The organism is Mycobacterium sp. TH-M11 (assembly GCF_057473725.1).
The window spans coordinates 1-13,212 of the sequence record NZ_JBYCLD010000213.1 but is presented as its reverse complement, the minus strand read 5'-3'; the positions used below and the strand labels follow the sequence as shown (position 1 = coordinate 13,212).

Genomic DNA, 13,212 nt, shown 5'->3' with positions numbered 1-13,212 from the left:
TTATGGGCGTGATCGTGCAACGAGGTTCGCCAGTCTTGGCCCCCGACGAATGGTGTAGCGAAGTCGTACTGCCCCAGCGCGCGGTCGGTCATCGCGTCGAGCAGATCGTCCTTCTTTCGGAAGTACCAGTAGATGCTCGTGACCCCGACGCCGAGATGCTTGGCCAGCAGAGGCATGCTCAGTCCGTCGACAGATACTTCGCCGGCGACGTCGAACGCGCCGTTGACGATTTCATCGACGCTGATTGATCCGCGTTCACGCCGTTGTCGCTTGTCCGCGGCGGCCTGCCTCGCCAATTCGGGTCACCTCCAGGTACTACGGCCATCAGCTATGGCGCATTATCGTAACAAATATGGTAACGCTTCTGGTATCGCGCGCGGTTGGGCTGGTGGGAGCCGTCAGGCGGTGAGCAGCGGTGCCATCCAGGTCAGTTCCGCGGGCAGTTGCGAGCTCCAGAACGACGCGTCGTGGCCGCCGGGGGAGAAGCCGCCGGCCGGCGGATTGGGCAGTTGCGCGACGAATTGTTTGGTCGCGCCGTAAAACGGATCGCTGTCTCCGCAGTCCACTCTGACCGGAATGGAGGCCAGCGCCGGCATGCCGAAGACCGAGTTGGCCGCAAAGTCGCCGGGCCCGTCGAAGGCGCCCGGTGCGGCCGCGCCCGGGGACATCCATAGCGCCGGGCTCACCGCACAGATGGCAGCGGTCCGGCCCGGGCCGAGCCGGCCACCGAGCAGCAGTGCGCCGTAGCCGCCCATCGACCACCCCAGGAAGCCGACTCGCGATGTGTCCAGTCCCTGCCCGCCCAGCATCGGGATGAGTTCGTCCAACACCATTGCGCCGCTGTCTTCGCCGGAAGCTCTTTTGTGCCAATAACTTCCGCCACCGTCGACAGCGACGACAGCAAAGGGTGGCAGACCGGCGCCCACCGCCTGCGCCAGGCCCTGCTCGACGCCGCCCGCCATCACCGTGGCCGCGTTACTGCCCTTTCCGTGCAGTGCGATCACCGGTCGGAGCGGTTTGGTCTGCCCTGGCGGTCGGGCGATCGACCAGTTGGTGGCGACGCCCCCGCGCGCGGCTGACACAAACGAGCCGGTCACCATCGTAGGGGCCGCCGGAGTATCGAGTGGCGGGCGCGGCGCCAGCGGCGGGCGGGGCGCAAGTGGAATCCCGGTACCGGCCATCGTCACGGGTGAGGCCAGCGCCGCTCGGGCGGGCAGCAGCCGATCGAGCGAGTAGGCGCCGAGTGCCCCGGTCGCTGCTCCCGCGCCCAGCCGCAGCACGGCGCGGCGGCTCATCTCCGGCATGCGCGCCATCATAAAGCGCCCATGGGTGACCGCGGTCCGCCGAACGACCGACGATGGTTTCTTTGGAAAGCCCGATGCGGCGCCATTTTGGCTGGCACCATGACCTAGGTGACAGCAGCAGTGGCTCCAGACGGGGACCTCGTTCCCCGGGCAGCCGTCGCCGCCCCCCAGGTCGTCCCGGCCGCGCCGAAGGCTGTGGCAGCCCCCAAAGGAGCCGTCACGCCCAAGGGTGAGCGCCGGCGGTACGCGCTGGTCAACGCGGCCGCCGAATTGCTGCGCGAGGGTGGCTTCGAGGCGGTGCGGCACCGCGCCGTGGCCCGGCGCGCGGGACTGCCGCTGGCATCAACCACGTACTACTTCTCCAGCCTCGACGACCTGATCGCCAGCGCGGTAGCCCATATCGGGATGCTGGAGGTGGCACAGTTGCGGGCGCAGGTGGCGCCGCTGTCCCGTCGCCGCCGCAACGCCGACAAGACCGCCGATTTGCTGGTCGACTTGCTTGTCGGAGGCCGATCCGAGCCACAACTGACCGAGCAACTGATATCCCGCTACGAACGGCACATCGCGTGTGCCCGCCTGCCCAGCCTGCGCGAAATTCAGCGCCGCAACATGCGTCAGCGGGTCGATGCGGTCGCCGAAGTGATCGAACGGTCGGGACGCTCGGCGCGCCCGGAAGTCGTGTCGGCGTTGATCTGCACCGTCGACGGCGCGGTGGTCTCGGCATTGGTCGATGACCGTCAGGACCCGCGGGCCGCGGCGCGATCAACTGTGATTGATGTCATCGATTCGGTGGCGCCATTCGACCGTCGACCTGTGCATATCTGATTGTCCCACTATCCTTTCACGCGACCCGCGGGCCGTTGAGCCGTTGGCGCAGCGCGCTCGGGCAAGGTCGGCGTCACGATGTAGCCGCTCGCGTAGTCGCCGTAGATGGTCACGTCGGCGGGCCGCCGGTACCAGTACAGCCCGACGTAGGCGCACAGCACGGCGTCGACGGGATCCTCGTCGCGGTCGAGTTGCGCCGGCCGGGTCGCGGCTTCGACGCGTTTGCGCAGTTCCACCCACGACAAGTGGTGGTTCACCCGCAGCCCGGGGGTGGCCGTGTCGAGACCCTCGATCAGGGTCATCAAACGCAGCAGCTCGCGCTGACGCGTTGCGAACGACCCCCTCTTGTATTTCAGGGTCTTCGCCAGACCGAACAGTGCGATGGTCGCCGGATGCGGGTAGACCTCGATGGCCCGCCGCGGCGAAGTGGACGCCGGATTCATGTCGAGCGTCAGCGCGGTCGCGATGCGCGCGGCACGCGGATGGGTGAGCGCCGGGTTCGTGGTGTTGGCCGGATGCGCGCCCGCCTCGAAACGGCGGAAGTCGCGGTTGAGGGCCGCCTCGCACGGCCGTGACCCGGACGGATTGTGGACCACCAGCGGCGCGTCGATGGCGACCAGACAGGCGTCGCTGACGTAGGGCTCGATCGCCGTCGCGATGCTGGCATCGTCGTGCGCGGCGCTGACCTGCAGCAGCCGTCCTTGGGCGTCGACGACTGCGACGCCGGTGTTGTTCCTTTCACCCCAGGCGAGATCGAGCCCGATAAAGTGCATGAGGTCACTGTGCCCGATCGTCGCGCCGTTAAGCTGTGTGTTTGTGACGATCCCGAATGTGCTGGCCAACCGCTACGCCAGCGCCGAGATGCTGGCGATCTGGTCGCCGGAGGCCAAGATCGTCGCCGAGCGACGGCTCTGGTTGGCGGTCGTGCGCGCCCAGGCCGAACTCGGGGTCGACGTTCCCGACACTGCGGTCGCCGACTACGAACGGGTGCTCGACGACGTCGATTTGGCCTCGATCGCCGCTCGCGAGCGGGTGACACGCCACGACGTGAAGGCCCGTATCGAGGAGTTCAACGCGCTGGCCGGCCACGAGCACATACACAAGGGCATGACCAGTCGCGACCTCACCGAGAACGTCGAGCAGCTGCAGATTCGTCGCTCATTGGAGTTGGTGTTCGCGCACGGCGTGGCGGTGGTGGCCCGGATGGCCGAACGCGCCGCGACCTACCGCGACCTGGTAATGGCCGGCCGCAGCCATAATGTCGCCGCGCAGGCCACCACGCTGGGCAAGCGATTCGCCTCGGCCGCGCAGGAGACTTTGGTCGCGTTGACGCGGCTGCGCGAGCTGATCGACCGTTATCCGCTGCGCGGCATCAAAGGCCCGATGGGCACCGCGCAGGACATGCTCGACCTGCTCGGCGGCGACGCGGCCAAGCTGGCGCAGCTCGAGGGCCGCATCGCCGAATTTCTAGGATTCACAACGGTTTTGACCAGCGTCGGACAGGTGTATCCACGGTCGCTGGACCATGACGTGGTGTCGGCGCTAGTGCAGCTGGGAGCCGGGCCGTCGTCGCTGGCGCACACCATCCGGCTGATGGCCGGCCACGACCTGGTCACCGAGGGCTTTGCCCAGGGGCAGGTCGGCTCGTCGGCGATGCCGCACAAGATGAACACCCGCAGCTGCGAGCGCGTGAACGGGCTACAGGTGATCCTGCGGGGATACGGCTCGATGGCCGCCGAACTGGCCGGGGCGCAATGGAACGAAGGCGACGTCTTCTGCTCAGTCGTGCGCCGAGTAACGTTGCCGGACAGCTTCTTTGCTATCGACGGGCAGATCGAGACGATGCTGACCGTGCTCGACGAATTCGGCGCCTACCCCGCGGTGATCCAGCGTGAGCTGGACCGCTACCTGCCCTTCCTGGCCACCACCAAAGTGTTGATGGCCGCCGTGCGCGCCGGGGTGGGCCGGGAGACAGCGCACGAGGTGATCAAGGAACACGCCGTCGCCGCCGCGCTGGCCATGCGTGAGCAGGGCGACGATCCCGATCTGCCCGGCCGGTTGGCTGGCGATCCGCGACTGCCACTGGACCGCAGCGTGATCGACGCCGCACTGACCGACCTCCAGTCGTTCATCGGGGCGGCCGGCGACCAGGTCGACGCGGTGATCGCGGAGGTCGATGCGCTGGTGGCCCGTTACCCCGATGCGGCGAAGTACACACCGGGTGCCATCCTGTGACCCTCGCGGAGGTCGACTTCACCGATCTGGACAACTTCGCCAGCGGTTTTCCCCACGACCTCTTCGCCATCCATCGCCGTGACGCACCGGTGTACTGGCACCACCCGACCGAACACACCCCCGACGGAGAGGGCTTCTGGTCCGTTGCATCCTACGCGGGAACACTTGCGGTACTGAAGGATCCGGTGACTTTCTCCTCGGTCACCGGCGGCGACCGCCCGTTCGGCGGGACCCTGCTGCAGGATTTGTCCATCGCGGGCCAGGTGCTCAACATGATGGACGACCCGCGGCATTCCCAGATTCGGCGACTGGTCAGCTCCGGGCTGACGCCGAGGATGATCGGACGCGTCGAAGACGACCTGCGCGCCCGGACCCGTCGTCTGCTGGACGCGGTGGTGCCCGGCGAGCCGTTCGACTTCCTGGTCGACATCGCCGCCGAGCTGCCGATGCAGATGATCTGCATCCTTCTGGGAGTGCCTGAGTCGGAACGGCATTGGCTGTTCGAGGCGATCGAGCCGCAGTTCGACTTCGGCGGGTCGCGCAAGGCTGCGTTGTCGCAGTTGACGGCCGAGGAGGCCGGCTCGCGGATGTACGCCTACGGGCAGGAGTTGATCGCGTCGAAGCGGGCGCAGCCGACCGACGACATGCTCTCGGTGGTCGCCAACGCCGACGACGGCGACGGGCCGGCCATGTCCGGCCTCGAGCTGTATCTGTTCTTCAGCCTGTTGTTCAGTGCCGGCGCCGAGACCACCCGAAACGCGGTCGCGGGTGGGCTGTTGGCCCTGGCCCAGCATCCGGATCAATTGCGTTCTCTGCGTGACGATGTGAATGGGTTGCCGGTTGCGGTCGAGGAGATGGTCCGGTGGACGTCGCCGTCGCCGTCCAAGCGGCGCACCGCCACCTGCGACGTGACGCTCGGCGACGTGTCGATCGCGGCCGGGCAGAAGGTCCAGATCTGGGAAGGTTCGGCCAATCGCGACGAGAGCGTGTTCGACGATGCCAACGTGTTCGATATCAGGCGAAAACCCAACCCCCACCTGGGTTTCGGACAAGGTGTGCACTACTGCCTGGGCGCCAACCTGGCGCGGCTGGAACTGCGGGTGCTGTTCGAAGAACTGCTGACCCGCTTCGGCGATGTCCGGGTGGTCCGCGACGTCGAGTGGACCCGCAGCAATCGACACACCGGCATCCGGCACTTGGTCGTGGAACTGCGCTAACGCGTTCTGACGGCCATTCCCGCCGAACGCAATTCGATGGCGGCCAGCCCGTGGATGGCGTGCGGGTCGCCCGCACGCCACGCCCCGACCGGATCCGGGGTGACCGCGGTGAGCCGGGCCAGCGGCCGGTTGGCCAACGCGCGCAACGCCAGCAACTGGGCGCCGGCCGGTGTGGTGGCCAGGGCACCCACGGTCAACTTGCGTCGGACGAATCGGATGCGCAACACCAGCCACGGCACCACCACCCCGAGCGTCGGCGGCGCTGCGACGGCCAGCGCCAGCACGACGGCCAGCCAACTCGCCGTGGTGTCCAGGTTGTGCCCGGCGCCGGCGATGTCGAGCGCGGCCTTGCCCGCCGCGGTCAGCGGGTCGCTGACGGCTTTGCCGACCAAGGGAACGTGGTCGGCGCTATGGCCTGCCGACGTCAGGCTGTCGGCGATGCCGTCGGCGCCGCCCTGGACCTGACGGCCCACGTCGGCGATCGTCGAGACCGCGCTGTGCACGGCCAGGCCGACGAGCGCCCACGCGAACGACCAGATCACGACGACGGTGTCGCTGATCAACTGAGCCAGCAGCCGGCCCGGTGTGTTGGCGTAGGGGACAAACCGCGAGTTCATACCGGCGATCCCAGCACAGGGTCGGTCTGTCGGTCGGCAATACGGCGACAGTTACGCTGTCCCGATGGTCCGTCCCGCTCTGTCCGACTACCAGCATCTGGCCAGCGGCAAGGTCCGCGAGCTGTACCGCATCGACGATGGTCACCTGTTGTTCGTCGCGACGGACCGGATCTCGGCGTTTGACTATGTGCTCGACAGCATGATCCCCGACAAGGGCCGCATCCTGACGGCGATGAGCGTGTTCTTCTTCGGACTCGTCGACGCCCCCAACCACTTGGCCGGTCCGCCCGACGATCCGCGTATTCCCGAAGAGGTGCTCGGCCGGGCGCTGGTGGTGCGGCGGCTGGAAATGGTTCCCGTCGAGTGCGTGGCGCGCGGATACCTGACCGGCTCCGGTCTCGTGGACTACCAGCAGAGCGGCAAGGTCTGTGGCATCACGCTGCCGCCCGGCCTTGTCGAGGCCAGCCGATTCTCCACGCCGCTGTTCACCCCGGCCACGAAAGCCGAACTGGGAGAACACGATGAGAACATCTCATTCCCTCGGGTGATCGAAATGGTGGGCGGCGTGCGCGCCAACCAACTGCGCGACCGAACGTTGCAGACCTACGTGCAGGCCGCCGACCACGCGCTGACCAAGGGAATCATCATCGCAGACACCAAATTCGAGTTCGGCGTGGACGGCAACGGCGACCTGATCCTGGCCGATGAGGTCTTCACCCCGGACTCGTCGCGGTACTGGCCGGCCTCCGAATACCGGGTCGGTGAGGTCCAGAACAGCTTCGACAAGCAGTTCGTCCGCAATTGGCTGCTCAGTTCCGATTCGGGCTGGGACCGTGGCGGGTCGCAGCCGCCACCGCCACTACCGGACGGCATTATCGACGTCACCCGGACCCGTTACGTGGAAGCTTACGAACGCATTTCGGGCCTGAGGTTCGACAACTGGATCGGCCGGGCCGCATGAGTGTCACCCCCCCGATCGCGAAGCGGGTCGACTCGCGACGAGAATTCCACGGCGACGTTTTCGTCGATCCCTACGAGTGGCTGCGGGACAAGTCCAGCGCCGAGGTGATCAGCTACCTAGAGGCAGAGAACGACTACGCCGACGACGCGACCGCCCCGCTGGAGCCGCTGCGGCAGAAGATCTTCGATGAGATCAAAGCCCGCACCAAAGAGACCGACTTGTCAGTACCGGTTCGGCGCGGCGACTGGTGGTATTACGCCCGCAGCTTCGAAGGCAAGCAGTACGGGGTTCAATGCCGTTGTGCGGTAGCTGATCCGAGCGACTGGAATCCTCCGGTGCTCGATGAGCACACCGAGATTCCCGGTGAGCAGGTGCTGCTGGATGAGAACGTCGAGGCCCAGGGGCACGACTTCTTCGCACTGGGAGCGGCCAGCGTCAGCCCGGACGGAAACCTGCTGGCCTACTCCGTCGACGTGGTCGGCGACGAGCGGTATACGTTGCGGTTCAGGGATCTCCGCACCGGAGAGCAGTATGCCGACGAGATCGTCGGCATCGGCGCCGGAGCGACCTGGGGTATCGATAACCGCACCGTCTACTACGTCACCGTCGATGCGGCGTGGCGCCCCGACACGGTCTGGCGGCACCGGCTGGCGTCCGGCCTGCCGGCCGAGAAGGTCTACCACGAGGCCGACGAGAAATATTGGGTCGCGGTAGGTCGCACGCGTAGCGACAAGTACGTGCTGATCGCGGCGGGATCGGCGATCACCTCGGAGGTCCGCTACGCCGACGCCGCCGACCCGGAAGCCGAATTCGTCATTGTGCTGCCGCGCCGCGACGGCATCGAGTACTCGGTGGAGCATGCGATCGTTGGCGGCGAGGATCGATTCCTGATCCTGCACAACGACAACGCGGTGAACTTCATGTTGGTCGACGCGCCGGTGAACGACCCTGCCGCCCAGCGGACCCTGATCGAGCACCGCGACGACGTGCGGCTCGACGGTGTCGATGCGTTCGGTGGCAACCTGGTGGTCAGCTATCGCCGTGCGGCGCTGCCGCGAATCCAGTTGTGGCCCATCACTAAAGATGGCTACGGGCAGCCCGAGGAGATCGCCTTCGACTCCGAGTTGATGTCGGCTGGTCTGGGCGCCAACCCCAATTGGAATTCCCCCAAGCTGCGGGTCGGCGCGGGATCATTCGTGACTCCGGTTCGGATCTACGACCTCGACCTCCGCACCGGTGAGCGCACGCTGCTGCGTGAGCAACCGGTGCTTGGTGACTACCGGCGCGAGGACTACGTCGAGCGTCGCGAGTGGGCTCTGGCCGTCGACGGCACTAAGATCCCGATCTCGATCGTGCACCGGGCCGGTATCGAATTCCCTGCTCCGGCAATGGTATACGGATACGGTGCCTACGAGATCTGCGAGGACCCCAGGTTCTCCATCGCCCGGCTGTCGCTGCTCGACCGCGGGATGGTCTTCGCCGTCGCGCACGTGCGTGGTGGCGGCGAGATGGGTCGGCTGTGGTATGAGCACGGCAAGCTGCTCGAGAAGAAGAACACCTTCACCGATTTCATTGCCGTCGGACAACACCTGGTCGACACCGGGCAGACCCGTCCGCAACAGTTGGTCGCGCTGGGCGGCAGCGCCGGGGGCCTGTTGATGGGCGCGGTGGCCAACATGGCACCTGATTTGTTCGCGGGCATCCTGGCGCAGGTGCCCTTCGTCGATCCGCTGACGACGATCCTCGACCCGTCGCTGCCGTTGACCGTCACCGAGTGGGACGAATGGGGAAACCCGTTGAGCGACAGCGACGTCTACCACTACATGAAATCGTATTCGCCCTACGAGAACGTCGTTGAGCAGAGCTATCCGGCCATTCTGGCCATGACGTCGCTGCACGACACTCGGGTCTTCTACGTGGAGCCGGCCAAATGGGTTGCCGCACTTCGCCATACCAATGCGAATGGCAACCCGGTGCTGTTGAAGACCCAGATGACCGCCGGCCACGGTGGTATCAGCGGGCGTTACGAACGCTGGAAAGAGACCGCCTACCAGTACGCCTGGTTGCTGGCAGCTAGCGGAGCGCAGGCCTAAAATGCGTCCTCGGCGTCGGTAAAGTTGGGCATCCGGCGTCGAGTGTGCAGGTTGTGGCCGTGAAAATTGCGGATCGACATCCATAAGCTGCACGGTCGGGGTACTGGTCGCCCCTACAGGGGCACCGTCGACTGGGCGCGGCCGGCGGGCGGCGGCTTGTTGGGTAGGAATGCCACCGGCAGTAGCGTCACCGCGACAACGACGATCGAGACCGCCAGCACCAGCGTGTAGGAGTGGGTCAGGTCGTGCATCAGCCGGGTGGTGAATTCGGCGGGAACCTCGTGCTGCGGGGGCGCTGGCACGCCGTGCTTGGTGAATCTGCCACGCAGAAGGCCGAGTCTCTCTGCGGTGCGGATGGTTTCGCTGCGATTGAACTGGCTGGTCAAGATCACCGACATCAACGCGGTGCCGACACCGACGGCGACGTGTTGATTCACGCTGAGTAGTGTCGAGCCGCGTGCTACTTCATGCGGCGCCAACGTCTGGACCGCAGCTCCGGACAGCGGTGTCAGCGTGCAGCCCAGGCCGATGCCGGTGGTCACCAGACCAATTAACAGGATCGGCAGATAATCCGCCTGTTGCCAAGCGCCGTAGGTGAATACGCTCAGTCCGCTCGCAATCAGAGTGATCCCGGCCAGCAGCACATCGCGGGGGCCGCGCTTGTCCATCAACATTCCGGCCAGCGGCATGGTCAGCATCGCGCCGAGCCCCTGCGGGATCAATTGCAGGCCGGACTGCAGCGGTGTTTCGTGAAACAGTTGCTGAAGGTAGCTGGGGACCACCAGGGCCGCGCCGAAGAATCCGACCGAGAACAAGAACATCGCGCTGTTGGCAAACGTCACCGCGCGGTTCTTGAACAGTCCCAGGTCGATGAGCGGGTGGTCGGCGCCGTGCAGCGCATGCACAACGAACGCGGTGATCAAGGCGATGCCGACCAGGCCGGGTATCCACACGTGGTTGTCGGTGAAGCTGTCCCGCCTTGGTACTGAGGAAATCCCGAACAGCAGCGATGCCAATCCCGGTGACAACAAAAGCATCCCGACGAAGTCGAACGCCTCCGATGGTCGCGGTCGATCCTTCGGGAAGATCAATGCCGCCGACAGCAGCAGGATCGCGCCGACCGGCAGGTTGATCCGGAAGATCCACTCCCAGCCATAGGCGCTGATCAGCCAACCGCCCAGGACCGGCCCGCCCATCGGGGCGAGCAGCATCGGAATACCGAGCACCGCCATCAATCGACCGAGACGTCGCGGACCCGCTTCGCGGGTCAGAATGATCAGGGTCAGCGGCACCAGCATCCCGCTCCCCAAGCCCTGGATGACGCGAAATGCGATGAGCTGACTGATATTCGACGCCATCGAACACAGCAGCGATGCCAGCGTGAACCAGAGTCCCGCACCGATGAACAGCCGCTTGGTGCCGAATCGATCGGACGCCCAGCCGGCCAGGGGAATGACGGTGGCCTGCCCCAGCGTGTAGCCGGTGATCGTCCAGGCGACGATGGCCTGGGTAGATGCGAACTCCGCGATGAACGTGCGCTGGGCGACGCTGACGACCGTGCCGTCCAGAATCGCCATCACCGAGGCCAGGACGGCGACTCCGGCGATCCGCAACAGCCCGGCGTCGAGCGAATCGGGATACTCGACGTCGGGTGCGGTGTTCGTCGGCGGTGCCACGCGCGAAGCCATATCTGCCAGCCTAACGACAAACTAGCTAGCCGATCAATCTAAGTTGCCGCGGGTGCGATGCAGGTAGCCTCCCACTATGACTGTGACCGAGATCGCTCTGACCGGCCTCGATGGCGGAGCCCTATCCCTGGCCGACTTCGGCGATCGTGCCGTGCTCGTCGTCAACGTGGCGTCCAAATGCGGTTTGACGCCGCAATATGCTGCGCTCGAGCAGCTGGCGCGCGACTACGGCGAGCGCGGGCTCACCGTTCTGGGCGTCCCGTGCAATCAATTCATGGGCCAAGAGCCCGGCACCGCCGAGGAGATCCAGACTTTCTGTTCCACCACCTACGGTGTGACGTTTCCGCTACTGGCGAAGACCGAGGTCAACGGGCCGGAACGGCACCCGCTCTACGCCGAACTGACCAAGACACCTGATGCCGCGGGCGAGGCCGGAGACGTACAGTGGAATTTCGAGAAGTTCCTGATCGCGCCGGGCGGGAAGGTGGTAAACCGATTCCGCCCGCAAACGGTTCCCGATGCGCCCGAGGTGATCGCGGCCGTTGAGGCAGTGCTGCCGAATTAGCGGATAGCTGCGGGGAACTGACGTTTCCCGTCTGCGTGTGCGTCACTGTCTGGACACCTGGTATCGGCAAACTTGAGTTGTGTCTGGAAAGCTGATCGTCTCGGTTTCGGGGATTCGCGATCGCACATTGGGCGACGTCGCCGAGTTCTGCGAGCAAATGGACGCCCGCACCGTGCCGGTGTCGCTGCTCGTCGCCCCGAGGTTGAAGGGCGGCTACAAGCTGGATCAAGACCCGGGGACCGTGGAGTGGCTGACCGCCCGGCGGGCCGGCGGTGACGCCCTCCTGCTCAACGGATACGACGAGGCGGCCACCAAGAAGCGCCGCGGCGAATTCGCGACGCTGCCCGCGCATGAGGCCAATTTGCGGCTGATGGCCGCTGACCGGGTGCTCGAACACCTGGGCCTGCGCACCCGGCTCTTCGCGGCCCCGCGCTGGATTGCCTCGCCCGGCACGGTTAGTGCATTGCCGCGCAATGGGTTCCGCTTGCTCGCCGATCTTCACGAGATCACCGACCTGGTCCGGCAGACGACCGTCCGGGCGCGAGTGCTGGGTATCGGCGAAGGGTTCCTGTCCGAGCCGTGGTGGTGCCGGATGCTGGTGCTGTCAGCCGAGCGCGTGGCCCGTCGCGACGGCGTGGTCCGAGTAGCGGTTGCCGCCAGCCATTTGCGTAAGCCCGGCCCGCTGCAAGCGATGCTGGACGCCGTCGACATCGCACTGCTGCAGGGGTGCGACCCCACGACATACCGGTGGCGGGCGGATCAGGCCATTCTCGACGCAGCCTGACCCTTCGGGTCGCTACTCTGTAGCGCCATGAGCGATACCCAAGCTGATGTCGTCATCGTCGGGGCGGGCCTGGCCGGCCTGGTCGCCGCTTGCGAGGTGGCCGATCGCGGCAAGCAGGTGTTGATCGTCGACCAGGAGAACAGCGCCAACCTCGGCGGGCAGGCGTTCTGGTCGTTCGGCGGACTGTTCTTCGTCGACAGCCCCGAGCAGCGCCGGCTTGGCGTGCACGACAGCCACGAACTCGCGCTGCAGGACTGGCTCGGCACCGCGGCATTCGACCGTCCGGAAGACTACTGGCCCAAGCAGTGGGCGCACGCCTACGTCGACTTCGCGGCGGGCGAGAAGCGAAGCTGGCTTCGCGAGCGTGGACTGAAGATCTTCCCGCTGGTGGGCTGGGCGGAGCGCGGTGGCTATGGCGCTCAGGGACATGGCAATTCGGTACCGCGATTCCACATCACCTGGGGCACCGGGCCCGCGATCGTCGAGATCTTCGCACGCCGCCTGATCGACCATCCCAAGGTGCGGTTCGCCTACCGGCATCAGGTCGACGAGTTGATCGTCGAGGAGGATGCGGTGACGGGCGTCCGCGGTAGCGTGCTTGCACCGTCGTCCGAGCCGCGTGGTGTCTCATCATCGCGAAAGGTAGTCGGCGAGTTTGAGTTTCGCGCCCAAGCCGTGATCGTAACCAGCGGCGGTATCGGCGGTAATCACGACCTGGTACGGGCCAACTGGCCTGCCCGGATGGGCCGTGTCCCGGAGAAGATGCTCGCCGGCGTGCCCGCCCATGTCGACGGCCGGATGATCGCGATCACCGAGAAGACCGGCGCCCGGGTGATCAACCGGGATCGGATGTGGCATTACACCGAAGGCATCACCAACTACGACCCGATCTGGCCGATGCACGGCATCCGGATTATCCCGGG

General features: G+C 66.0%; 13 protein-coding genes. 8 read left to right on the top strand and 5 right to left on the bottom strand.

Translation table 11 applies throughout. The features are described 5' to 3' along the window. On the bottom strand, positions 1–296 hold a 296-nt coding region (locus AC2VOG_RS09285), incomplete at its 3' end, for a helix-turn-helix domain-containing protein (protein WP_486939617.1). Between the two features lie 102 nt (positions 297–398). Next, positions 399–1,316 (bottom strand): alpha/beta hydrolase, encoded by a 918-nt coding sequence (locus AC2VOG_RS09280; protein ID WP_486939616.1) that lies wholly within the window; start codon positions 1,314–1,316, stop codon positions 399–401. A 183-nt stretch (positions 1,317–1,499) separates the two neighbouring features. Between AC2VOG_RS09280 and AC2VOG_RS09275 the strand changes: the two genes are divergently transcribed. Further along, positions 1,500–2,129, top strand: a complete 630-nt coding sequence (locus tag AC2VOG_RS09275; RefSeq protein WP_486939618.1) for a TetR/AcrR family transcriptional regulator — start codon at positions 1,500–1,502, stop codon at positions 2,127–2,129. A gap of 8 nt (positions 2,130–2,137) precedes the next feature. Here the strand turns inward: AC2VOG_RS09275 and AC2VOG_RS09270 are convergent, their stop codons facing one another. Beyond that, a complete protein-coding gene (locus tag AC2VOG_RS09270) occupies positions 2,138–2,902 on the bottom strand; it encodes a DUF429 domain-containing protein (protein ID WP_486939615.1) in 765 nt (254 codons plus the stop codon). Positions 2,903–2,945: 43 nt separating this feature from the next. Between AC2VOG_RS09270 and purB the strand changes: the two genes are divergently transcribed. Both purB and AC2VOG_RS09260 read left to right on the top strand, forming a co-directional pair. Beyond that, positions 2,946–4,364 (top strand): adenylosuccinate lyase, encoded by a 1,419-nt coding sequence (gene purB / locus AC2VOG_RS09265; protein ID WP_486939614.1) that lies wholly within the window; start codon positions 2,946–2,948, stop codon positions 4,362–4,364. Next, the gene (locus AC2VOG_RS09260) at positions 4,361–5,581 is read left to right on the top strand and encodes a cytochrome P450 (protein WP_486939613.1); all 1,221 of its coding nucleotides are present in this window, start codon (positions 4,361–4,363) and stop codon (positions 5,579–5,581) included. The genes purB and AC2VOG_RS09260 overlap by 4 nt, the downstream gene beginning before the upstream one ends. Here AC2VOG_RS09260 and AC2VOG_RS09255 read toward each other — a convergent pair. Next, on the bottom strand, positions 5,578–6,198 hold the full coding sequence (locus tag AC2VOG_RS09255; RefSeq protein ID WP_486939612.1) for a hypothetical protein: 621 nt from the start codon (positions 6,196–6,198) through the stop codon (positions 5,578–5,580). The two genes, AC2VOG_RS09260 and AC2VOG_RS09255, sit on opposite strands and share 4 nt — an antisense overlap. Positions 6,199–6,262: 64 nt before the next feature. Here AC2VOG_RS09255 and AC2VOG_RS09250 point away from each other — a divergent pair, with 64 nt between their 5' ends. Both AC2VOG_RS09250 and AC2VOG_RS09245 read left to right on the top strand, forming a co-directional pair. Beyond that, entirely contained in the window at positions 6,263–7,159 is an 897-nt protein-coding gene (locus AC2VOG_RS09250) for a phosphoribosylaminoimidazolesuccinocarboxamide synthase (RefSeq protein WP_486939611.1), read from the top strand. Continuing rightward, positions 7,156–9,252: a S9 family peptidase gene (locus tag AC2VOG_RS09245; protein WP_486939610.1), complete on the top strand. Its 2,097-nt coding sequence runs from the start codon at positions 7,156–7,158 to the stop codon at positions 9,250–9,252. The genes AC2VOG_RS09250 and AC2VOG_RS09245 overlap by 4 nt, the downstream gene beginning before the upstream one ends. A gap of 113 nt (positions 9,253–9,365) precedes the next feature. Here AC2VOG_RS09245 and AC2VOG_RS09240 read toward each other — a convergent pair whose 3' ends face one another. After that, on the bottom strand, positions 9,366–10,940 hold the full coding sequence (locus AC2VOG_RS09240) for a DHA2 family efflux MFS transporter permease subunit (protein WP_486939609.1): 1,575 nt from the start codon (positions 10,938–10,940) through the stop codon (positions 9,366–9,368). A 76-nt stretch (positions 10,941–11,016) separates the two neighbouring features. On the opposite strand from AC2VOG_RS09240, the gene AC2VOG_RS09235 reads away from it, so the two are divergent. From AC2VOG_RS09235 to AC2VOG_RS09225, 3 genes are all read left to right on the top strand, one after another. After that, positions 11,017–11,505 carry a glutathione peroxidase gene (locus tag AC2VOG_RS09235; protein WP_486939608.1) on the top strand — a complete coding sequence of 163 codons (489 nt, stop codon included), beginning with the start codon at positions 11,017–11,019 and terminating at the stop codon, positions 11,503–11,505. 79 nt (positions 11,506–11,584) lie between these two features. Next, positions 11,585–12,289 (top strand): DUF2334 domain-containing protein, encoded by a 705-nt coding sequence (locus AC2VOG_RS09230; RefSeq protein ID WP_486939607.1) that lies wholly within the window; start codon positions 11,585–11,587, stop codon positions 12,287–12,289. 27 nt (positions 12,290–12,316) lie between these two features. After that, positions 12,317–13,212: FAD-binding dehydrogenase (locus AC2VOG_RS09225; protein ID WP_486939606.1), on the top strand; the 896-nt coding region annotated here is incomplete at its 3' end.